Source organism: Pirellula sp. SH-Sr6A (assembly GCF_001610875.1).
In the GTDB taxonomy this organism is placed as follows: Bacteria; Planctomycetota; Planctomycetia; order Pirellulales; family Pirellulaceae; genus JBKCUI01.
Genome location: NZ_CP011272.1, coordinates 6,204,882 through 6,227,441 on the forward strand (window position 1 = coordinate 6,204,882; position 22,560 = coordinate 6,227,441).

15 protein-coding genes are annotated in these 22,560 nt (G+C 52.9%); 3 read left to right on the forward strand and 12 right to left on the reverse strand.

The features are described from left to right. Positions 1 to 125: 125 nt before the first annotated feature. The 5 genes from VN12_RS24165 to VN12_RS24185 form a co-directional block, all read right to left on the reverse strand. Entirely contained in the window at positions 126 to 1,379 is a 1,254-nt protein-coding gene (locus VN12_RS24165; protein WP_146679442.1) for a tagaturonate epimerase family protein, read from the reverse strand. 54 nt (positions 1,380 to 1,433) lie between these two features. Continuing rightward, positions 1,434 to 2,870, reverse strand: a complete 1,437-nt coding sequence (locus VN12_RS24170) for a DUF1501 domain-containing protein (protein WP_146679444.1) — start codon at positions 2,868 to 2,870, stop codon at positions 1,434 to 1,436. A 45-nt stretch (positions 2,871 to 2,915) separates the two neighbouring features. After that, positions 2,916 to 6,128 (reverse strand): DUF1553 domain-containing protein, encoded by a 3,213-nt coding sequence (locus VN12_RS24175; RefSeq protein WP_146679446.1) that lies wholly within the window; start codon positions 6,126 to 6,128, stop codon positions 2,916 to 2,918. A 194-nt stretch (positions 6,129 to 6,322) separates the two neighbouring features. Then, positions 6,323 to 6,997, reverse strand: coding sequence for a ceramidase domain-containing protein (locus VN12_RS24180; RefSeq protein WP_146679448.1), 675 nt, complete (start codon positions 6,995 to 6,997; stop codon positions 6,323 to 6,325). A gap of 180 nt (positions 6,998 to 7,177) precedes the next feature. Then, positions 7,178 to 8,674, reverse strand: coding sequence for a Fe-S oxidoreductase (locus VN12_RS24185; RefSeq protein WP_146679450.1), 1,497 nt, complete (start codon positions 8,672 to 8,674; stop codon positions 7,178 to 7,180). Positions 8,675 to 8,879: 205 nt separating this feature from the next. Here VN12_RS24185 and VN12_RS24190 point away from each other — a divergent pair, with 205 nt between their 5' ends. Further along, positions 8,880 to 10,454, forward strand: coding sequence for a sigma 54-interacting transcriptional regulator (locus VN12_RS24190; protein ID WP_146679452.1), 1,575 nt, complete (start codon positions 8,880 to 8,882; stop codon positions 10,452 to 10,454). A gap of 85 nt (positions 10,455 to 10,539) precedes the next feature. On the opposite strand, the gene lysA is transcribed toward VN12_RS24190, so the two are convergent. Genes lysA through VN12_RS24215 form a run of 5 tightly spaced genes read right to left on the reverse strand, consistent with a single transcriptional unit; the run spans position 10,540 to position 17,326 of the window. Further along, complete coding sequence (gene lysA / locus VN12_RS24195; RefSeq protein WP_146679455.1) at positions 10,540 to 11,814, reverse strand: diaminopimelate decarboxylase; 1,275 nt, start codon at positions 11,812 to 11,814, stop codon at positions 10,540 to 10,542. 25 nt (positions 11,815 to 11,839) lie between these two features. After that, on the reverse strand, positions 11,840 to 12,724 hold the full coding sequence (locus VN12_RS24200) for a rhomboid family intramembrane serine protease (RefSeq protein WP_146679457.1): 885 nt from the start codon (positions 12,722 to 12,724) through the stop codon (positions 11,840 to 11,842). 41 nt (positions 12,725 to 12,765) lie between these two features. Beyond that, positions 12,766 to 14,559: a hypothetical protein gene (locus tag VN12_RS24205; RefSeq protein WP_146679459.1), complete on the reverse strand. Its 1,794-nt coding sequence runs from the start codon at positions 14,557 to 14,559 to the stop codon at positions 12,766 to 12,768. Positions 14,560 to 14,563: 4 nt separating this feature from the next. Then, the gene (locus tag VN12_RS24210; RefSeq protein ID WP_146679461.1) at positions 14,564 to 16,339 is read right to left on the reverse strand and encodes an ABC transporter permease; all 1,776 of its coding nucleotides are present in this window, start codon (positions 16,337 to 16,339) and stop codon (positions 14,564 to 14,566) included. A gap of 45 nt (positions 16,340 to 16,384) precedes the next feature. Then, positions 16,385 to 17,326, reverse strand: a complete 942-nt coding sequence (locus VN12_RS24215; protein ID WP_240491256.1) for an ABC transporter ATP-binding protein — start codon at positions 17,324 to 17,326, stop codon at positions 16,385 to 16,387. Positions 17,327 to 17,614: 288 nt separating this feature from the next. On the opposite strand from VN12_RS24215, the gene VN12_RS24220 reads away from it, so the two are divergent. Beyond that, positions 17,615 to 18,994, forward strand: a complete 1,380-nt coding sequence (locus VN12_RS24220) for a bifunctional folylpolyglutamate synthase/dihydrofolate synthase (RefSeq protein WP_146679462.1) — start codon at positions 17,615 to 17,617, stop codon at positions 18,992 to 18,994. Between the two features lie 69 nt (positions 18,995 to 19,063). Here the strand turns inward: VN12_RS24220 and VN12_RS24225 are convergent, their stop codons facing one another. Further along, entirely contained in the window at positions 19,064 to 19,456 is a 393-nt protein-coding gene (locus VN12_RS24225) for a hypothetical protein (protein WP_146679464.1), read from the reverse strand. A 218-nt stretch (positions 19,457 to 19,674) separates the two neighbouring features. Here VN12_RS24225 and VN12_RS24230 point away from each other — a divergent pair, with 218 nt between their 5' ends. Next, positions 19,675 to 21,087 (forward strand): SGNH/GDSL hydrolase family protein, encoded by a 1,413-nt coding sequence (locus VN12_RS24230; RefSeq protein ID WP_146679466.1) that lies wholly within the window; start codon positions 19,675 to 19,677, stop codon positions 21,085 to 21,087. 31 nt (positions 21,088 to 21,118) lie between these two features. On the opposite strand, the gene mgtE is transcribed toward VN12_RS24230, so the two are convergent. Beyond that, the gene (mgtE, locus tag VN12_RS24235; protein ID WP_146679467.1) at positions 21,119 to 22,468 is read right to left on the reverse strand and encodes a magnesium transporter; all 1,350 of its coding nucleotides are present in this window, start codon (positions 22,466 to 22,468) and stop codon (positions 21,119 to 21,121) included. Positions 22,469 to 22,560 lie beyond the last annotated feature (92 nt).

The following is a 22,560-nucleotide window of genomic DNA, read 5'->3' on the forward strand; positions in this document are numbered from 1 at the left end:
GAAAAATTCGCAGTGCGAATGGAGGGAGGGCGAGGAGTTCCCCCTCCTCGCCGAATTGGTGGCGAGGGAGGGCTCCGAGAGATGGTGTTTGACGAATCGACCCGTTTCGTGGTCGCCGGGACTCGTTACGAGCCGACAAAAATCGGCCGAAGGTGGCGCTGCCACAAATTGGTTGTGACTTGCTCGGCCACGACCGATTCGTTGGCCACTAACAATCCTGTGTATCGGCTCCCCGCTTTGGCTGCCAATTTGAAGGAGACGTGAAGCAGTTGCCTCATGTCCGCGCAAAATCGAGGATGAGCAGGGATGTGCCGAATGGCTTGGGCAAACTCTGCTCCTGACCAGCTCCGCACCGTTTGCGGCGCCGGCAATCGAGCGGATTGAATGTCGATGACACTCGCATAAGGGGCGCAAAGCTCATCGACATGTTCATAAGCATAAGTGTACATCTCGTTTGCCAACTCAAGTCCGTCACCACCAGCCTCAGCAAGTCCAATGACTTCTTCCAGCCAGGTCGTTCCCGCGGTTTTCACGTGAATGCCTGCCCCCGTGTCCTTTAAGCACCGGTGGATGATCGGATAGAGACTGAATTTGTCGCTCCCGCTGTGGACACTCAACTTCAAATTAGATGGTAGGCCGTAGGTTTTAGAGCAATGGGCCAACACCGCGATGTCATCTCGAAATTCTTTTTCGAACTGTTGCAGATCTCCCACATAATCCACACCCTTGTTGAATCGTCCCGTAAACTTCGGTGCAATTGTTTGCAATGGAACGTTTTCGTCGGCTAGTGCGGCGAGGATGACCAGCAACTCGGGAGGTGTTTGGGGCGAATCGGTTTCATCCATGGAAACCTCGGCAATCAAACGATCCGTTCCCTTTTTCGTCGCGATGTGCTGATAAATGAGTGCCGCTTGTTTAACCGCCAAGAGGTATTTGGAGGCAACGCGGCGTACGAAGTCCTTATTGAGTTCGAGCGGATCGGCGATTCCGTCGACGCGAATCGCGCTATGCAGTTCGGGGTGTCGGTCCACAAATCGTTCGATTTCGTCCGCTGATGCCGTCTTCCCAATGGAATCTGCGACATCGATTGTAAAAAAATCGGAACAATCGAGAAATCGATCCACAGTCGCCAATTGGATGTGATCCGCATCGACATGCCAGGGGTGCTTCCATCCCAATGCGTTCACAGCCGATTGGGCAGCCTCCAGCACGCTGATGGGTTCCGAACCGACAAAGTTATGCTCTCGATTGGATTTGTTCCACACCGGGGCTACGACGTGTCCAGCTTTTTCTAACATCTGGAATGCAGCTAGCTGGGCTTTCGCCTGGTGCGCAAATCGATCGCCGACACCGAATGAATACTGGGAAAGGATTAGCATTGGGACTTTGGAATAGTGGGGGATAAGGGATCGAGTCAATCGATCTCGGGTACTTTATGCCAAGATACCTTGTACGATTTGCCCATGAACATCCGTGAGACGAAAATCTCGTCCTGAATAACGGTAGGTTAGTTTTTCATGATCGATTCCCATCAAATGGAGGATGGTGGCATGGAGGTCATGCACGTGAACTTTGTTCTCCACCGCTGCGAAACCGAATTCGTCGGTTGCGCCGTAAACCATTCCTCCTTTTACGCCACCCCCCGCGAGCCACACGGAAAAACCATGGTTGTTGTGATCGCGTCCTTTGGCTCCTTCTGAAACGGGAGTTCGGCCGAATTCACCGCCCCAAAGAATGAGCGTGTCTTCGAACAATCCTCTCGCCTTCAAATCTTTGATCAAGGCCGCGATGGGTTGATCGACCGCTTTTGCTTTTTGAGCATGGTCTGCGATGTTTTCATGATCATCCCATGGTTGTCCGTTACCGTAGAAAACCTGAACCATTCTCACTCCCCGTTCGACGAGGCGACGCGCCGCCAAGCATCCGTCGGCGAACTCTCCTTTTCCGTAGGCGTCTCTGGTCGCCTGCGTCTCCTGGCTCAAATCGAAAACATCCTGTGCTTCCGTCTGCATTCGAAACGCCATCTCTAAAGATTGAATCCTGGCTTCCAGTGGGTTGTCGTTACCGCCCCGTTGTTCTAGATGTATTTGATTCAGCTGCTTAAGGAGATCGAGTTGTTCCCGTTGGGCAACGGGAGTTATCGATGCATTCTTGATGTCGCGAATCACGCTCTCTGGGTCTAGTTTCGAATTGTTGATCTGTGCTCCTTGGTAAATTCCAGGGAGGAATCGATTTCCCCACAACGCGGGACCCACGACGGGTTTTCCTGGACAGAGCACGACGAATCCAGGAAGGTTTTCGTTTTCAGTGCCCAATCCATATAGCAACCATGAGCCCATCGACGGTCTCGTGGGTTGCGTTTCCCCACTGGTCATCATCAAGAGCGATGGCTCGTGATTCGGAATATTGGTGTGCATGGAACGGATCACGCACAAGTCGTCAGCGCAGGTGCTCAGGTGGGGGAAAATCTCGCTGATTTCCAACCCTGACTCGCCATGACGGCCAAAACGAAACGGTGACTTCATCAGCCCGCCCGTCTTTCGCTCTGTCTTGAGATTCGATCCGGGGGGGCGCTGTCCATCGTATTTTTCTAGAGCGGGCTTAGGATCGAAGGTGTCGACTTGAGAAGGACCACCGTTCATAAACAGATGGATGATTCTCTTGGCACGAGGACGAAACATCGGAGGCTTCGGGGCGAGAGGGTTTTGAGGCGATGCAACGCCATGGGACTCTTGACCCAAAAGGCTTTGCTTTTCCAAAACAGCGGCCAATCCGAACGTGCCCAGCCCTGTTCCGAGTCGTTGGAGCAGGTCGCGACGGGATGGGACGAACGAGGAATCAGAGCCTAACTGCGAGTGAAGGATTCTCATGGCGAACTTTCCGGCCGGGATCTGTCGAGGTTTTTGCTGGGTGGTTTAATCTAAATACATGAACTCATTGCTGGCCAGGAGCGCTTGCGCGTAGCGTTCCCATCGACTGAGTTTGTTATTCGAACGCGTGTCGTCGCTGTCTTCTGACTGCAAATAGCGAAGTCCTAGTTGCAGTTCGCTGTCAAGAACTTTGCGGCCGAACGCTATCAAGTAGGCTCGGCGTATCCTGTTCTCGAGTTTTTCCCCACCTTCTCTCTCAACCCGTGCTGCAAAGGCTTTGGATTGTTCGAGCATGAATGGGCTGTTGAGCACAAAGAGTTGCTGTTGCGGTACCGTCGTCTCGGCACGTGTCGAAGCGGTGATGTTCGCATCGGGAAAATCGAAAAGCCGCAGCATGTTATCAAGCTCGTGGCGACTGATGAATCCGTATATCGTACGCCGATTGTTTCCGGCCTCAGCAAGATTCGTCGAAGGCCCTTCGAGGTTACGATCGAGTCGACCCGAAGTCGCTAACAACGCATCGCGCCAAGCTTCTACGTCCAATCGGCGTCGATTCATTCTCCAGAGATAACGATTGTCAGCGTCGATTTGCTGGTTCACTTCATTTGCATCGGTACTAAGTTGGTAGGTAGCCGAAAGCATGATCTCTCGATGCAATGCTTTGAGCGACCAGCCCTGATCGAGAAATCGAAGAGTCAAGTAGTCCAAGAGTTGTGGGTGGGTCGGCGGCTCTCCCAGCTTCCCAAAATTATCGGGCGTCGCGACGAGGCCTCTACCGAAATGGTGTTGCCATACCCGGTTTACAATAACTCTCGCAGTGAGTGGGTTTTCAGGAGATGCGATCGCTCGAGCCAATTCGAGCCGGCCGCTCCCCTCAGTAAAGGGTGATGGGGAATCGCTGCTTAAGATTCTAAGAAACCTTCGAGGAGCCACTTCGCCTTGATTGGCTGGATTTCCTCGAATCATAACCTTCAAGTCCGATGGCTTGGATTCGGCAATCACGTGGGCTATCGGGTATTTCGCTGGGGAATTTCTGCGAAGCTCTTCGAGTTCTTCGCGCTGCGCTGCAAGCAATTCTCGCACTTCGGGGGAAAGCTTTCCTTCGATCCAAGGCAATTCCATGGCGAAGACCCCTTTCTCGCCAAATAGCTCGGCAAGGAGGTCCGGTTGACCAGAGCTGAGGTCGGTTGGGGCTTCTGTATACACTCGAAATTGCACGGCCGCATTCTCACCGCAACCGCCCGGTTGATCGCTTCCGCTGTTGTCCAGCCCCGCGGTCGCCTGAAAACGAAGGGCACCGTCTGGAAGTGCGTAGGTGATCACGGAAGTCGAGTGCGTTCCGATCCCTCTTTCGTAAGTCTGTCCGGCAACCCGGAGGGCCTCTCCGCTGACACTCTTATTGATTTTGACTTCGCCATAGGAATTGGAGACTGATCGCCATTTCAAATCGAGGAGACTAACTTCACCGGAAGCGGTGATCAGCCGTGGCTCGAGCCAGTTGGCATGGTCGCAACTGGCGCCATTGCCGCCGTCGGTGACGACCAGTACCAGTTCCTTCGCTCCAGCTAGATCCACGTCGATGGAAACCACGGGCGCCCCCTTGGTAACCAGTGCGCTGGTGTATCGCGCATTGCCGATCGGAGTCTGAGCAGCTAGTTCCGTTTGTTCCTCGGATGTCAACGAGCCATCGCGCTGCCGAATCAATAATTGCAGATACCTCTGGAACAGGGACGCAGCGTCCGAACCACTGGCTTCCCCTGTGGTTGAACTCGTTTCGTCAAACCAAGGCTTCAAAGATCGAGGTGGAGAATCAGATTTTGATTTAAGGTATTCGCTCCACTTTTTAAGGGTCGGTTCTTCGAGATCGTTCGATTTCGCGAAGGCAGCGATCTTTAGCGTCGGATCTTTGGATTTCTCAGCCCGATAGGCTCGTGTTGCCAACATGTAACGCGAGACCTCCTCGATTCGTGCTTCGCGAATCTTGGGGCTTTCTTTTGCAATCGCCTGACTGATTTCCTCTTCCCGTTCTTTGATCTTCTGCTGGGCTGCGTCGTAGCGTTTCACCTCATCCTCTGGCGCGAGAGGTGCGTTGTGCAGTCGAGAACTGTGGAAGACGCCAGCCAACGAGTAATAATCCTGAGTGGGGATCGGGTCAAATTTATGGTCATGACACCGGGCGCATGAGACGGTCAATCCCAAGAAACCTCGAGTCAATGTGTCGATGCGGTCATCGAGTTCGTCTGCAGTCGCTTTGGCGGCGTCGGTATTCTTGTAGTACTGCGCACCTAATCCAAAGTAGCCAAGAGCTGCGAGATGTTTTAGTCGTTCGTTCTCGTCGAGGTCCATGACATCTGCCGCGATCTGCAGTTGAACAAACCGATTGAAAGGAAGGTCGGCATTGAAGGCTGCGATTACCCAATCGCGATAACGATAGCCATTGGTATTGGGTTGAACGCTAAAGGTATGCGCTTGATCCTCAGAGTAACGCGCGACATCGAGCCAATAACGCCCCCAACGTTCTCCATAGGCAGGCGAGTCGAGCAAGCGATCGATGACTTTGGAGAAACTGTTCGAGGAATCGTCCGCTACGAAGGACTCCACTTCTTCGGGGCTCGGGGGGAGACCTGTCAAATCAAAAGTGGCACGTCGAATAAGCTCCCGTTTTCCAGCCTTGCGAACAGGGGAGAGTCCTTGGGCTTCCATGGTGGCGAGCGTAAACTGATCGATCGTCGATTCTGCCCAATCCGAGCGTTGGGGGGTCGGAATCGGTGGATGTTGGGGAGGCACGAAGGACCAAAACTTTCTGGCTTCTTCGAAGTCGATCTCTTTTTTGACGGCGGTAGGTGTTCCAACGCGAGGGTCGATCGCACCGTTTGCTACCCAGTTCTCCAAGTCCGAGATCACCTCCTTAGGTAATTTTCCACGAGGCGGCATTTCGCTCGATTCGTATCGGATGGCTTGAATGATTAAGCTTTTATCCACTTGATGGGGGATAAGTGCCGGGCCCGAATCCCCACCCATTAAGAGACCTTGGGCCGTATCAAGCAACAAGCCACCTTGTACCGTCTTCGCTTCGGCAGAATGGCATTCGTAACAGTGTTCGACGAGAACAGGTCGGACCTTCTTTTCAAAGAACTCAACCTCAGTGGCTTGCTCTGCCTTAGCGATTCCCTCTTGTGCACAGATTGGAGTCGAAATAGCGATCACCAAACCTATTGCGATTGGGATGCGTCGAACGCAGCTCAAAAGTGAATGCATCGAATCTGTACTCGGGAAGGGGGCCTGGCAAGGCCGAGATGGTAGGCACGGGATTGGGAGGGACCGTTATTGTATCCCAAGGACGAGCGTATTTCTACTTCACGTCGACGGCTCGTCATTTCGAACGCCGCCGGCTATCGCGAGCCCTTCCACAGTCTCCGCGATCGAATGGGCACTGCGTCGGATGGGTGATTTCAGACGTTTAGTTCACTATCCGGACGAGAACTCGCTAAAACCCACGACCTCAATGCCGTGTAGACCACGATGCCATTCAACAGATGCCATATAAAGTGCGTGCCGATGGACCACGTCACGTCCCGATCCATGGACCGGGCTGCGATAGCGAGTGTAAAGAACAAAACGGAAAGTGCGAGCAATCCACGTTCGACATGACTGGTCCAAGCCCAAATCAGGCTGAAGACCAACATGGCCACCCAAGACGGGATATAGAACAACGAACCGTTGAGGGGAGACTTGAACGGCATCAAGGCATAGGACCCTCCCACGACAGCCATCACGATCAACGCTGCGAGCCAGCCAGGAATCGAAAGTAGTTTTCGGGAGATCAACCACAGGAATAAGATTTGAAACAAGGTGATGGGAATGATATCGAGCCACATCGTCGGAATAGATGGAACCGTGTGGAAAAGGAAGCTTCCACAGCCGATCGTTGCGGCCAACACAATCAATGCGAGAGTCGCAGGATCGAGACTCCGCCTTCGCGTTGCGAAATCTAATCCTAGTGCAGCTGCGATAAGGAACGAGGCATTGCTAATCGCATTGAATGGTTCTGCCCAAAACGCGGGATCGCCTCCCCGCTCGCGATACAGCTGAAGCATGATTTGATTGAAAGGAATAAGTGATTGCATTTTGCAGCGTTAGAAAGGATGAAGGGAGGTGACTGGGAAGGGGAGTCGCCACCCCAGTCGGGGGAGAAACGTTGAGGGCAAACGAGGGGATGGTTGTCATTCGGAGCAGATTGGGGGCGCATGGACATTCGATTCAAAATGCGCGCATCTCTTTGACGGTGAGGCCAGCCGTATCCGCACTTACATATGCCCTCCACTGTTGCTGGTGTGCACATCGTTCCGTGCCAATTCGTCGCGGCCGTCCCACCGTATTTCAGTCATCAGCGCAGCGATGGAATCCGAATAGAACATTCCTTTGGGAGTAAGCTCGTACCCCGTACGATCCCCGTGAATCAGCTCTTTCTCCCGCAACAATTCTAACCTTTCGGAGAATCGGTCCCACCGGTCTGATGCCTGCAGCATCGAAACCGTGTGGGCGTCCAATCGAAGCGAAGCGAGACGTCGGGTGACTTGCAGCACCTCCCAATCCGAGCGATCGTATGAATAGTAGCGATTCCAGATCGGCGATGGCGAACGGACCGATTGCATATATTGCAACGAGCTCTCGGGATTCATCGTTTTGAGCGCGTAGTGCCCATCCTCTGAGGCCGCAAACGAGATCCCCGAAGGACCAAATCCCATGACCTGGCAGTGACTCGATTCATAGCTTATCGGTTCGTATCGATATCGTCGGGCGTCGTTTTCGAATTGTTTGTACTCGAAGTTGGTAAGGGAAGTTTGGTGAAATCCGTTCTGCAGCAATGTCTCGCGAAGCGAACACCAATTGTGCTCTGCCTCCGGGTTGCTCGGAAGAGCCGAAGTCAACGAGGAGTCACGAGACCAAGCGGTACCTAAACCAGGAAACATAACGAGATGATAAAGGCAGATTTGATCAAGCCCGATGTCGATTGCTTTTCGTACGTCTGACTTCATCTCTTCCAAAGTTTGACCAGGAAGATTACAAAGCAAATCGCCGCTGGCAGTCATCCCTCGTACGTGTGCCGCGTCCACTGCTGATGCAAACGTTTCTGGTCGTCCAAACCCTAACCTCCCCATCTTCTCCAGTTGTGTTTCTGAGAATGTTTGAATACCCATGCTGATTCGGAAATGACGAGCAGGAATCTCCTCGGTCATCACATCGAGCAGCAATGGCTTGCCAAGAACGAAGTTGCGAGGAACACCTTCCAGCGAAACTTCGGCCTTGGTGAGATCGAACGCTTGCACGAGACAATGCGATAGACGACGAAAGGAATCTGCCGGTGTAAGGTTGGCCGTCCCGCCCCCGAAATAGAGCGCGTCGACCGATGCTTGGTAGAAACTAGAGGACGGGGGAACCCTCTGCTCGACCTCGTGTTCCACTGCGGCAGAGACCGCAGCCGCTTTCGCGGAGCTAAAGGCTTCATGCGGGAAAGTGCAAAAGCCGCATCCACTAATCTTCGGATTGCAAAAAGGATGAGGCAACACGCCTACCAGCATCGGATGCGAGGGGTTTCGGGATAAGACAAACTTCGGATCGCAATGGGCTGCACGCTGCCTTTCGTCCTCGCCCGCGAATCGCATTGCGGCCGCGAGAGGATAGCCATGGAGCAAACGATGTCGCTGCGGTCGCGACATGAATTTGGCCAACCGGGCGCGAAGCGATCTTGTCGAGAGAAGGGTATCGACGGACATCATGTACTCCCTGGGGAATGCGGTCATGGAAAAATTCGAGGCAGGGACGACCCTCCTCAAGCAGGACCACTCCTAGGCGAATCGTGTGCCAAGACGAGCGATATTCCTTCAAGTCCTTTCTCGTGAGGAGTTTAGAAGGTTCTATTCGTGAAAACCGCCTCACCGAGGCGCTAGCCCTAATACAATAAATGCGGTCCATGCGCTACATTTTTTGTACTAAGGGTCTTTAGTTATGTCGCTCCTGACGACGGGTGAATGGCGGGCTGCGGAGGCAATCGCTGGTATTGGTTATGCCAATCCGTTTCTGCCAGAACGGGTTGTGTTGGAGAAGAAAGCTCTTGGAAAGAGCTTCAGGGGCATTCCCGCGTTTCTTCAATTCCGCCCGGAGTGTTCGGCGGCCGATCTGTTCCCAAACCTGGTAGCTTTGCGTGATCGCTGTGAGCAGTTGGTTGGGAAATTGCGCTCGAAGTTGCTTGCAGGAGAGGAAGCGGGGAAGCGGGAATGGGAAGTTTATGAAGATCTAGTTCTCTATCTGCTTTACGCTCGTTATATGAGTCATGCGATAGAGGTACCCGCATCCGGTTTTCGATGCCGTCCTGAGGACGATATTCTCGCAAGTTATGACTCGTTTGCGAACGACTTTCGATACTTCTTCGAGTTCAAACGCACAAAGTTGTCCTCGCTATTGGATCGAGACACACTTTTCGCCGGCCTCTTTCAGATCGAACGAGCCTTCTTTCATATCTTCCGCCACATCGTGGGAGTTTCGCCGGCTGCGGCGCAGCTAAGAGCTACCGTGTGGCAATCGATCTTCACCCACGACATGCGCCGCTATCGGCAGTCACTCTACAAGCAAATGGGTGATATTCCAACGTTGATCACAGGTCCCTCCGGTACTGGAAAGGAGCTAGTTGCTCAATCGATTGCGTACTCGCGATTCATCGAGTTCGATGCAAGGAAGAAGAGATTCGCTGCGGACTATTCCGCCAGCTTCATTGGCCTCAATCTGAGTTCGATTTCGCCAACACTCATCGAGTCGGAGTTGTTCGGTTATGTGAAAGGTGCGTTTACGGGTGCCCATCAGGATCGCAAGGGGTTTCTAGATCCGGCCATTTGTTCTGGATATGGTACGGTATTGCTGGATGAGATCGGCGAGTTGGATACCTACCTACAAGTCAAGCTGCTCAGGGTGCTGCAATCACGGGAGTTCCAGCGCGTCGGGGATACTCGCAGTTGTAAGTTCATTGGGAAGATCATTGCGGCGACAAACCGAGATCTTGCCGAGGAGATGAAAGAAGGACGTTTTCGGGAAGATTTTTATTATCGTTTGTGCGCAGACCGGATTGAAACACCTTCTCTTCGCATTCAACTCGATGAAGCACCCGAGAGCATCGCGAACTTTGTGAGATTTATCGCCGTTCGAATCTTTCCCGATACGGTCGATAGGACGGAACAACTGGTGGAGCAAGTAGTCGAATGGATCTCTCGAAATCTGGGATCCCATTACGCTTGGCGTGGAAACTTTCGGGAGTTGGAACAATGCGTGCGAAGCATCGTCATTCGTGGAAATTACCTGCCCGTGCACGACCCGTTTTGGCAGAAGAGAACGCCTCGCACTGATTTTCTGTCCAGCGTAGAGAAAGGCTCTCTCGATCGAGAACGCCTTCTACAAGGCTACTTCTCGCTCGTTTATGCCCAATCGGGTAGCTACCGCGCGGCCGGCCAGCGGCTTGGTGTGGATTGGCGAACGGTGAAGGAGATCGTAGAAAAAGCGAACTTGAGTCAGTGCAACGAGCAAAACGGTTAGGCGACATGGAAAGGAAACGGCGTCGTTTAACGCCGTTCCCATGCACCCAATCGCATTGAGCATCCCACGATCATTCAAGCGGATACTACACCGACGGGATCGATTCGCCACGAATCAAGTCTTCGAATATTTCTCGCGTACGAATGCACTTTGGTTGTCCATTCTCGATCAAGACCTCGGGGGCTCGGTACCGTCCGTTGTAGTTGCTCGCCATGACAAAACCATAGGCACCCGCTACTTCGAGGATCAAGTGATCCCCAACGGATGCGAGCGGGAGCGATCGCTTGGCGACAAACCCTCCCTCCTCCTGGGTGAAGATGTCGCCCGATTCGCAAAGCGGTCCACCCACTACGACATCGATGTGGGGTACGTCTGTTTTCGGAGTTTTGTGTGCGATCGAAATGGGGTGGTACGCACCGTAAAGGATAGGTCGCGCTAGATCGTTGAATCCGGCATCGAGAAGGTAAAAGAGATTGTCACCCATTTTCTTGACAGCGCGGATCTCAGCGATCAAGTAACCGCTTTCGGCAACCAAATAGCGACCCGGTTCAATCTCTAGTTGAATGGCATGCCCAAACTTGGACTCAAGTCGCTTTCTCGTAGCATCCCAAATGGAGAAGTATTGGTCCAAATCGACATAGGTCTGACCTTCGCGATAAGGAACTGGCAGCCCACCTCCTGCGCTGATCGTCGTAATCGTACGGCCAACTTCTATCGCAACTTTCTCCAAAGCCTCTCCGACTTGAGACAGATGCTCCAGGTCGGTGCCAGAACCAATGTGCATGTGGAGTCCAGTGATAGCGACGTTATGCAAATCGGCGCGTCTCAGGCACTCGATCACTTGTTCGTGCCAGATTCCATGCTTGGATTGCGGTCCTCCGGTATTGGTCTTTTGGCTGTGTCCATGCCCGAACCCTGGATTGATTCGAAGAGTTGCGCTCGCGCCAGGGCACAGGGTTCCCAGTTGATCGATCATATCGGGCGAACCGCAGTTTACGTGCAGCTTCTTGTTGCGAATGATCTCCGCAGCTTCTTTGTCGATGACATCGGCGGTGAAGACGATTCCATGGGGGTCGCTATGAGGGTCGAAGCCGGCTGCCAGCGCCCGTTTGACTTCGCCTGCACTGACTGCGTCGACGACGACACCGAGCCGTCTGAGTCGATCGAGAATGGCGATATTGGAGCAAGCCTTTTGCGCGTATCGAATGACGTCGAACTTCGCGAGATCTCGAACACGCTCTTCAATGACTGCAGCATCGTAAACGTATGTAGGCGTGCCGAATTGCTTGACGAGATCCGCGACGGGAATGCCGGCGATGTTTTGACGAAGCGTGGAAAAGGAATTGATGGTTTTTGGCATAGGTGATCGAGATAGAAACAACTGTTTAGAATTCTTGTTTTCGTGCGCGGACTTTCCGCGAATATTTTTCCATGAACTTGCGTTCTTTGGCGGTGAGGGAATCCTTTCCTAGCTCATGTATTTTCGCCAGGATGCGGTCCGCTTCGGCGTCATCGGTGCCTGAGGCAAGTTCGACATCTTCGTGGATTCGAAGCTTGGGGCCAAGCCACTTTCGTCTCAATCGGCGGAGCGCACCACCGAGGTCTTGGACGAACGAGAAATTCCATCCCAAGAAAAAGTACGCGACCGCGATCAGGATACCCATGATGTGGACATCGACCGCCACCTGAGAGGTGGGGGTAGTGATCAAATTCGAAAGGACCAGGAAAACGCCAAGCACCCAGGCTGGGACCGGGAAGACAAACAGGTAGATCACCTGCTTGGGGAAATTCAATACAAACAGCATCTCGATGCAAATGACTGCGCCCGAGGCGCCGAGCAATCGGGAGTTTGGTGCTCCGATCAGAGAGTTCTTCAGCAGCCAAGCCACCCCGCAGAGCACTGCGGCAGACAAATAGATGCGTAGGAATTCCCACTTTCCATAGCGATCCTCAACCGATCGTCCCAGGAAATAGAGTCCCAGCATATTGAATACAATATGCCAGATCCCACCGTTGGCGGACGCATCGTGCACAAAAGCATACGAAAGCGTATGCCACCAGAGCCATGGCTTGGTCGCGTCGGAACCGGCGAGCATCAATGCGTTGTTGACAATTCCCTGGTCGTTGGCCTTGAAATTGCTGAGAAGAATGTTGGCGACGTAGATCGCGATATTGAGCAGGAGCAAATAGCTAACTGCGGACTTACCATCCCAGTCGGGCTGTAGTCGAATGGTGTCGTCTCGGTAGTAATCGCGTTCGTAGAGTCCCATACGTTCAACCTACCCGAGAACGCAAAAAATGGGAATCTCGATCAATTCGGAGACTCTGGATTTTCGAGGACTGGTGGTCGAACGTCGGTCGCCGCAGGATCGGATGATTTCGCAGAAGATTCGATCGATTGCTTGGGAGCTTCGGGAGCGGTAGGTGCTGGAGTTGTCACCGAGGGGTCGGTCGGAGGTGCGTTTTCCTTGGTCTCGCTCGGCGCTGACAAACGCTGCTGCAGGTCCTTCATCTCTTTCGTTTCCGTGAAGTCCGCATCGTCGCCAAGGGCTGCGGCGCGTGCGTTCCATTCCGCCAGCTTTTGTTCGACGTCGAAACTCAACTGGTCTTGATTGTATGCGCGTCGGAAGTCGATAAACCACTTGAGCACAAAGTCGTCCGAATCGGTGGCTTCGGTCAGTTTGTTGTATCGCCCGATCGACTTGAGGACGTCTTCCCCCACCTCTTCTGTCATCAAGATCGGGAATCGTTTGAAGGCGGTATCCCAGAGGGTCCAAGCCTGTTCGTAGTTCTCGATCGCTCCTTTGATGTCGGCGGCGTCGATCATCTTATCTGCGTTGTAAAGCAATCGTCGGGCATCGACCGTATACTGCTTTTGCTCCGCTTTGGCCCTCGTTTCCCAATAGGCGTAGTTCACGTTGCTGCGGTAGATATTGGCAATGCGAAGCTTCTCCTCCATCTTGTTGATTTCCGTCGAAAGCTGCAGCAACCGAGGTTGTTGATCTTTGGGCGCCTCGGCAATGGCCTCCGCTGGAGAAGGCGAAATGAGGCGTTCTGCTTCTTCGGCTTTTTCCGACTCTGTCAGCGATCGCTCTTCGGCTGGCTTTTGGTAAGCATCCTTGAGATCCTGTGGGAGCCTTGCAAAGCGACTTTCGCGAATGGTTTCGCGAGCCCCGCCCAGTTGCTTATCGAGTTCCGCTCTCTTTTCACGAATTGCCGCCGCGTCCGCATCGACCTCGAGCAATTTGATCTGACCGTCGCCGCTCCAAGGAATCGACATCTTACCGTATTCTGCCCACTCGCGTCCCCCTTGCTCCCACGCGAACTTGGATCGGTCGTCCAAGATCCCTTCGGTCTGGATCGCTTCGCCGTAGTACATCTGCCAGAGAGGAGAATAGCAGTACAAGAGGTGCGGAGTCTTCGGGATCTTGTTACCGGATTGAAACGACTCGACCGCACGGTTGAACCAGAGCTTGCCTACTCGCCAGTTGTCGGGTCGCTGATCGTATCCCAATGCGTTGGTCTCAACAGGCAGCCCCTGTTCCGTGAAGTAATTGTGAAACTCCGTGTCCTTTCGGAAAAGTTCGCGGTATTGCTTCTTTTCGTCGAATTTTCCGATCTTGTTCCCGACATAGTGTCCAAGATCGTATTGAAGGATTGGCTTTCGCTCGTTGTACTTGGTCCCGCGAACGAGATAGTCGATTCCCTTTTTCACCCACTCGTAACGCTGGCGATAATCCTCAAACTCAGGCGAGACGTTGAAGCTCATGTTGTGAGCTTGGTGTTGCCAAACGCTGATGAAGTGAGGTTGAAGGAGCGCGATTTGGTTCAATGTTGCCGAGAAGCGGTCGAAGTACTTTTCCTCTTTGTAGTAGTCCGCTTTGAGCCAGAGGATGGAGGAAGCGATTCCTTTCATCCCAAGCGTGGCCAATCGCATGCTTTCGCTGGTCGGGTCGAGCTGACCGAGATAGGTCTGGCCCATGTTGTGTCGATTTCGCAATTGCGAAATCGCCCCCGACTTGGGGCGGCCTAAGGCGTAAAGGGGGAGGAGCAGCGCGATGATCGCGATGATGTAGGTGACTTTGCGAGACAGACTTTTATTCATGCTCTTAACCCGCCATTTCTCGAGTCTTGAGGAAGAAGTACGCAATAACGCTGGTCATCACGAAGTACCCGAATGCGATCGTGAGATGCCGCGCGAGCAGACCGTCAAACAAGTTAACCCCATAGGCGATGAAATCCGACGTTTCTAGATCATACAGGTTCGGAAGGGCCGATTTCAGCGTCGAGACAGAAAAGAGCAACCCTCGATCCACGCCCTTGATCGCACCTTCGATCATTTCATTTCCCAAGTCCAATTGGGTTTCGGAGCCGCTTTGCAACGGGAGTCTCACCAATGCTTCCACGGGCCCTCCTCCGGCAATCTTACCGGTGGTGAGGTTGTCGATAAACCATCCGAACATTCCCAAAACAATCACCGAGATCGTCGCGATGACGGCAACCGGCCCCGATAAGAAGGTGGAGAACATCACGCCAAAGCAAACCACGATGAACATCTGCAGCCAAATACTGATGTACCCTTTGACGAAGTTCCACAGAAACGTTCCTTCGGACGCTCTCAAATAGAGATCCGCGGCCGCCATCCCGAGATACTGTCCTCGATCGCGACAGCGAACCACGACTTCAAACGACCCGTCTTGAGCGATATCGGTGAAGAAATCCAAGTCGGCTGGTTCCCCTTTCCGAAATCCTTTGAGCTTGAGAGGGATCGAATGCTGATCGATCTGGAACTCCTTGACTCGAAACGGGATGCGGTCGCTTTCGACTTCGCCATTCAAACTTCGGAATATGACCACGCCGCCGACGGGGGTTTCGATATCCCCTTTGTACGTGCGGAACGCTGAGAGAGTCATGTCGAAATTGAGTACGTCCGGGAACAGTCTGGGATTCACGTTTTCAAATGTCCAGATCGCAGACGAAAGCGTGTCACCCTCGATGTACTTCTGGTATTCCGACATGTATCCGACGTTGTAGCCGGTGTTCTCCTCGCCGTCTCGACCGGTGAATCGGAGCGTGCCATACACCGGGTTGCGAGCCGTCAAATCGTCGACTTGCTCGGTGATGACGATCTTGTCACCCACTTTGCGAACAATATGCCGGTGACCTTTCACCATGTTCGTCGTGCCGAGGCCATCTTCGTTGAGAGTGAAGGAGTGGCTGTGGAAACGCACATTGGTCGTTTCACCTGCAAGACCATCGTTTTGAAGGCTTTCCAAATCGTGCGAGTGCGAAAGTCCCCGAACGATAAAGAAGTAACTCATGACGCCGAAGATCGCCAAGTTCATCGTCGCAACTGCCACGAAGCCCAGAACACGTCCGAGGAAAATCTCGGTGGGACGGACCGGTTTGGTGACGATCGTGTAGATCACACGATTCGTAATATCGCGTGGGATGCTGAAGGTGCTCAGAAAGAGGCCCATCAGCAGCATGAGCCAATTCGTAAAGGTAAGGACCGTTGGAATGTAGAGTTGTGCGGGATTACTCGCCTTCGGGTCTAGAAACCAACCTGCGAACATGATGGCGACGACGAAGACAGCCACCACGATGAGAATTCTATTCCGGATCGCTTCCTTGAACGACAACTTGGCAATCGCGAAGATTCGCCGAATCGACATCCTAGGAAGGTCGACCGAGAAGAACTCACCAAGGATTTTGGCGACCTGAAGAAAGCCCTCGGTCGGGCCGTATTTGATCGTCGCGATCAAAAAACCGACGAGGAATCCGAGGATGGAAAGTATGAGGGCCAGCAGGAATCCACCAAGGAGTCCGCCTCGCTCGAACAACCACTCCCAATAGGTCCAGAACTGATCAGGTGTAAGACGCATAGCAAAAAGTTTCGTTTCGTTCCAACAATGCCAAGACCCAAGCGATTACGACGCACTCGACGACCGACGGCCTGGTCGGTTTTCGCTGTCTCGAACAATATCGAGGAAAAGCTCTTCCATCGTGGTGGTGGGATTGTCCATCTTGAGCAACTCGCCTTGCGATTTCGCGATCAGCTCGCGAATCTGCGCCTTGGTATTTTCGTCCAATCCCTTGGCGTGAATCTGGGTTACATCCTGTACCTTGAGCAAACTATCAACTCGACCCAGTTCCTTGAGCTCTCCTTGGTGAAGGATCGCGACCCGATCGCAAACGTCTTGAACATCCGCCAATTGGTGGGAGCAAAGGAGGATGGTTTTGCCTTGCTCACGAAGTTTGACGATCAAATCCTTCATTTCACGCGTTCCGATCGGGTCGAGACCGGTGGTGGGTTCGTCGAGGACGAGGAACTCGGGTTCGTTGATCAAGGCCTGGGCCAAACCGATTCGGCGGGTCATCCCCTTTGAATACTCTCGAAGCTGACGGCGACGAGCTCGCTGGAGGCCAACCATGTTGATCAAGGCCTCCGTACGCTCCTTTCGAACGCTCGCGGGCATATCGAAAAGCCGGCCGTAGAAATCAAGGGTCTCTTCGGCGTTCAGAAATTTGTAAAGGTAAGATTCTTCTGGCAAGTATCCGATTCGCTCGTTCTTTGCGACGTCGGTCGCTTCTTTGCCAAACACGAACGCTCGGCCGGAGGTCGGAAAAAGGAGCCCCAGCATTAGTTTGATGGTGGTCGATTTTCCGGATCCATTCGGACCCAGGAGACCGAAGATCTCCCCGCGTCGGACTTCGATGTCGAGCGATTTGAGGGCCTGAACCTTCTTTCGACCCCAAAAGTCGCGGTAGATTTTCCCAAGACTCCTCGTTTCTACGATGATGTCCGGGTTGGTCGGAGCCGAGGATGGATTCGGATTGGTTTCCGGTGCTGCAGGAGCTGCTGAAGACATCGTTTCGAGTCGTTGGGAAAAGGGAACCTGGAGTGCCAGCAAGGCCATTGGCTGGGACGGACGGAATTGCCAGCGTTGTACGGTCGGGGGACCCGTACGGTTCAGTTCAATGCCGGTCAATGGAACACGCACTATAAATTCGATCCCGGGCAACTACAAGCGACGGGTTGGGGGAGCTCTGCCGGTTCCGCCAAATAAACCCAGTTGCAACCCGTATACTTGGAACAGCCGGTTCGCTAATCTTTCCCGAGTTCAAGACCATTCGCTTTCCCGCTTCATCGATGTTTCATGGACAGGTCGCAACCGGAATACGCCGAGGCAATTCGCTACCTCTACGATCGGCTCAACTACGAGAAGACAACGGACCGTCCCTACACCCAGCAGCATTACCGGCTCGCCCGGATGGAAGCCCTCTTGGAGTCGCTCGGAAATCCTCAATCCGCGGCTCCCGTCATCCACATCTCGGGAACAAAAGGGAAAGGCTCGGTTGCCTGGCTGACGGCTGAATCCCTTCGACGTGCGGGTCGCCGTGTCGGTCTCTATACCTCCCCGCACCTCGAGCAATTGGAAGAGCGTTTTGTCGTAAACGGAGTTCCGGTCTCCCCGACGCAATTGGTGGGTGCGATCGACTCGATTCGAAAGAAGCTCGAAAGTTGGGACGAATCTCAGTTGGGTATTCCCACCTTTTTTGAGCTGACGACGGCGATCGCCTGGTTTTTGTTCCGAGAGTTGGGGTGCGATGTGAATGTGATGGAAGTCGGTCTGGGAGGAAGATTGGATTCCACCAACGTTTGCCGAAGCTTGATCAGTGTTATCACCTCCATCAGTTTTGACCACCAAGCTCAACTTGGTAACACGATCGAATCGATCGCCTCGGAGAAGGCAGGGATTATCAAGCCAGGTAGCCATGTGATCCACGGTGCACGGCATCCCGATGCACGTCGCGTCATTCGAGACCAAGCCCAATCGCAACGAAGCGAACTATGGGAACTGGGCACGGACTTCGAATGCCATGAGCAACCAAAAACGGCTCAGCAGTTCGATTTTCAAGTTCATGTGGCTGGCAATGGCCTAAACGGTGTCCCAGGGGTCCGACTCCTCATGCTAGGTCGACACCAGATGGACAACGGATCGCTCGCCATCGCTGTTTGTCAAAAGTTGAACACTTTTGGCTGGGAAATCCCCGAATCGGCATATCGCCAAGCGCTGGAAGAAACGCAAATTCCATCCCGAATCGAACTTGTTTCTCGCCAGCCTGATATCATCGTCGATGCTGCACACAATATCGCGTCGATTTCTTCATTGATCGAAGCCTTGCAAACGGCATATCCCACTCAAAAGAAGACGATCGTATTCGCGTCATCCAAAGACAAAGACTACATCGCGATGCTGCATCAGCTCATGGGGTTCGCAGACCAATTGATCGTGACGCAGTATTCCAACAACCCACGATTTGTACCCGTGGAACTGCTCGAGGAAGAAGCCAAGAAAGCCAAAGTAGAGTTTCCCAAGGTGGATGTTCTGTCTGCGACGGATTCCGGTATTGCGATGGAATACGTCCGATCTCAACCGCAAAGAGACGGGCTGATCTGTTTCACAGGTTCTTTCTTTCTCGCTGCGGAAGTACGCGAGGCCCTTCGAAACCCCTTTCAACCCCGTCGCGGCTGAACAATAGTCCAAAAAAAAACCGCGGACTCGGGTACGAGTTCGCGGTAAGACCTTTGATAGAAAACGGAATTAACCGTTGAGGAGCGAAGCGATCTGCTTGAAGACCTTGATCGACTCAATCGCTTGTTCTGGGCTGCCACACTTCTTCACAAATTCAGCAGTGTCCTTCAAGACGGAGTAGTCCGTAGCGGGAGACGAAGTCTTGCCGGCGGCTTTGTTGGCCTTTGCCTTCGCGGGGCGACCTCGCTTTTTAACAGCGTTTGCTTTGGCTGTCTTCGGCTTGGCAGACTTTGAACCATTGACCTTTCGCAGCGCTTGAATGACCAAGGCCGGGTAGGCATCGATTCCCTGCTCCTTCAGTGCGTTTGCGATCTGAGTTGGCCCCAGGCCAGGATTGGCAGCAGCATAGTCGCGAATAAGCTGTGACTTGTTCTCGCCGCTATTCTTTGTCCCTTTTTTCAATGTCGTATTCCTAAAAATGAGTTGTAGCGTGGGAAAGCGGGCTGTCGGTAGTATAGTTTCTTTAGTCCCTTTGTCCAAATTATCAAAAGGTAATTCTCGATTTTTTTGAATTATATAATCCCTTCCTCCAGGCTCTCTCATGTGATGGATTGGGAATCGCTATATTCAATGTCCTCATTAATACGAATGACTCACCTCTCACCAACCGACAGAATCGCATGCACTCCAAATTTCAAGCCTATCGACACCCATTCATCCATTGGAAATCCTATTTGTCCATTGCGACCATCACGAGCCTTTCCTTTGGAGTGGTTCTTCCTGCTGTGGGGCAAGACCGGGCTATCCAGGGAGTGGTCAAGCGAGTTTATGAATATGAAAACAAGCCCGAAGACGTCGAGTTCGCACCATTCCATCCAGCCAAAGCCCCGGTACCGAGTGGTCTGTTTCTGAAACCGGGTGACAGGCTTGCCATTGTCGGGGATTCCATCACTGAACAAAAAATGTATTCGCGCATGATTGAAAACTACCTCACAGCTTGCATGCCGGAGATGAATGTAACCGTTCGGCAGCTGGGGTGGAGCGGTGAAAAAACCGATGGGTTTCTGCGTCGCATGGATCGCGATTGTTTAACTTTTAGGCCTACCGTTGCAACGATTTGTTACGGAATGAACGACGCTCGTTATCGTCCGTTTGATGTAACGAACGGTCGGTGGTATCGCGATCATTACTCCGATATCGTCCAACGATTCAAAGCGGCTGGTACGCGGGTCGTCGTCGGATCGCCCGGTTGCTCGGGCAAGATTGCTTCATGGGTAGGCTCGAAGTCAGGGACGCTCCAAGAACATAATTTGAATCTGTGCGCCCTTCGAGACATCGCCATGGAAGTAGCGCAAGCGGAACAGACTCCCTTTGCTGATATCTTTTGGCCCATGTTTCAACAACAGATTCTTGCGCCAAAGCGTCTGGGCAAGTCTCTCGAAGAATTTGCTGTGGCAGGAAAAGATGGTATTCACCCGGGTTGGGCGGGGCAGACCATCATGGCTTATGCGTTCCTGAATGCGTTGGGAGTTGACGGTAGTATCGGTGAGTTTCATGTCGATATGTCTAGCAAGAGCGCCATGACGAAAGGTGCCCATCAAGTCGTTGGTTTTGATGGCAAACGGCTTGAAATTGAGAGCAAGCAATATCCGTATTGTGCCGCAGGTGCTAGGGACGACGATAATTCGATTCGCGCAGGAATGGAACTGATACCTTTCCACGATCGACTCAATCGACTTACCCTCTTCATTCATGGTATTGAGCCAACCAAGAAGATTCGTATTTCTTGGGCGGGCGAATCTATCGAATCCAATGGAGCGGACGCGATGGCAGGGATCAACCTGACGAAGCGGTTCGTGAAGACCCCCTTCGACAGCGCGTTCGCCGCTGTCGATGCAGCGGTCTTGGCAAAGCAATCTTATGAAACGCAACAGATTAAAAAGGAGTTTCACGGCGACCAAGCAAAGAAAGATTTTGACAAAGTCGTCGCGGAAACAGAAGCGATTCGAAAACCGCTCGCAGAAGCTGTTGCACGGAGTGTCGTTCCCGTCACGCATCAGCTAACGATCGAAATCCTCGACGAGACCCGTTGATACGAGAATCCGATCGCAGTTCTGCCAGCCTCTATCCGAGCAATAGAATCGAGACATTGACGTAAATAAGCAGTCCCAATATGTCGCTGATGCCAGCGACGAAGGGGTTGCTCATCAGGGCTGGATCGAGGCCAAGTCGTTGGAAGCAAAGTGGAAGCATACTCCCTGTGCAGGCTCCACACAGCACCACCAAGAGGACCGTGATCGGGATCACACAGGCCGACAGCGCCGTCGGTGCCATGGTCAGCGCGAATAGGAAGCCAATACTTCCGAGAAATCCCCCGAGGACTAGACCCATTACGGCTTCGCGACGAATGATGCGGAACCAATCTCGCTGATGAATTTCTTTGACAGCCAATGCAGTGATGATGAGAGTCGAGGATTGGCTACCCGTGTTCCCGCCACTGCTGATGATGAGCGGGATAAAAAGCACCAGCCAGGTATGTTTTTCGAGTTCAGCGTTGTAGCTCTGCAGCAGAAAGGCCGTAATCAATCCTGCGAGGAACAAGATCGTGAGCCAGATCCCACGCTTCCAAGATAGAGTCGAAACGGGCGTTCGCATGTAGGAGTCTTCGAGCGGCTCCACGGCGGCGATACGTTGGACATCCTCCGTGGCTTCCTCTCGAACGACGTCGATAATATCGTCATGCGTGATGATGCCCATCATGTGGTATTCATCATCCACGACAGGAAGTGCCATCAAGTTATAGTGAGCCACTTTTTGAGCGACTACTTCTTGATCGTCTCGAACATTGGCGGTCACCAAATCCTTTTTCATCAAGTCGCCGAGTTTTTTATCAGGACGACCGATCGCCGATACGAGCGATCGCGTGCTGACGACACCTCGAAGGTGGTTGGTGTCGTCGGTGACATAGATGTAATGGATCGTCTCTAAATGTTCGGCTTGCCGACTCAACTCCTCCATCGCTTCCTTCAGCGTCAGATTTTCAGATAGGCAAGCCACTTCGGTTGTCATCAACGCGCCAGCGGTTCCTTCCGCAAACGTTTGAAGACGTCGAATATCGCGACGGTCCGCAGCAGGAACCAGTGCTAGGATCTGATCGACCCTGTTTTCATCTAATTCCTGCAGGAGGTCCACCGCGTCGTCGGCGGGCAGGGACGTCACCAATATCGCCACTTGTTTGACGTCTTGGGAAGCGAGCAGGTTGACTTTGCGATCCCAATCGAAGTAATGAAAGATCTCCGACTGCAGCGACGGCGCCGCATGCTGTAGAACTTGCCATAACTCGCTGTTCTCCAGCCCCTCCATGAATTCTGCGGTTCTGGCCGGGTGCAATGCCACACAGAATTCCTGCAATCCCTGCTTCTGATTGTCGAGAAGCATCTCGCGCAGTTCAGGCAGGAATAGCGTATTGATCATAAATCAACTCAATTGTTTGGAACGTACTCGCAACCCGGCACATCCAGCGGCGGTACCGCTGGTGTGCCTATTGGAGTGTACGTCGCGTGGAA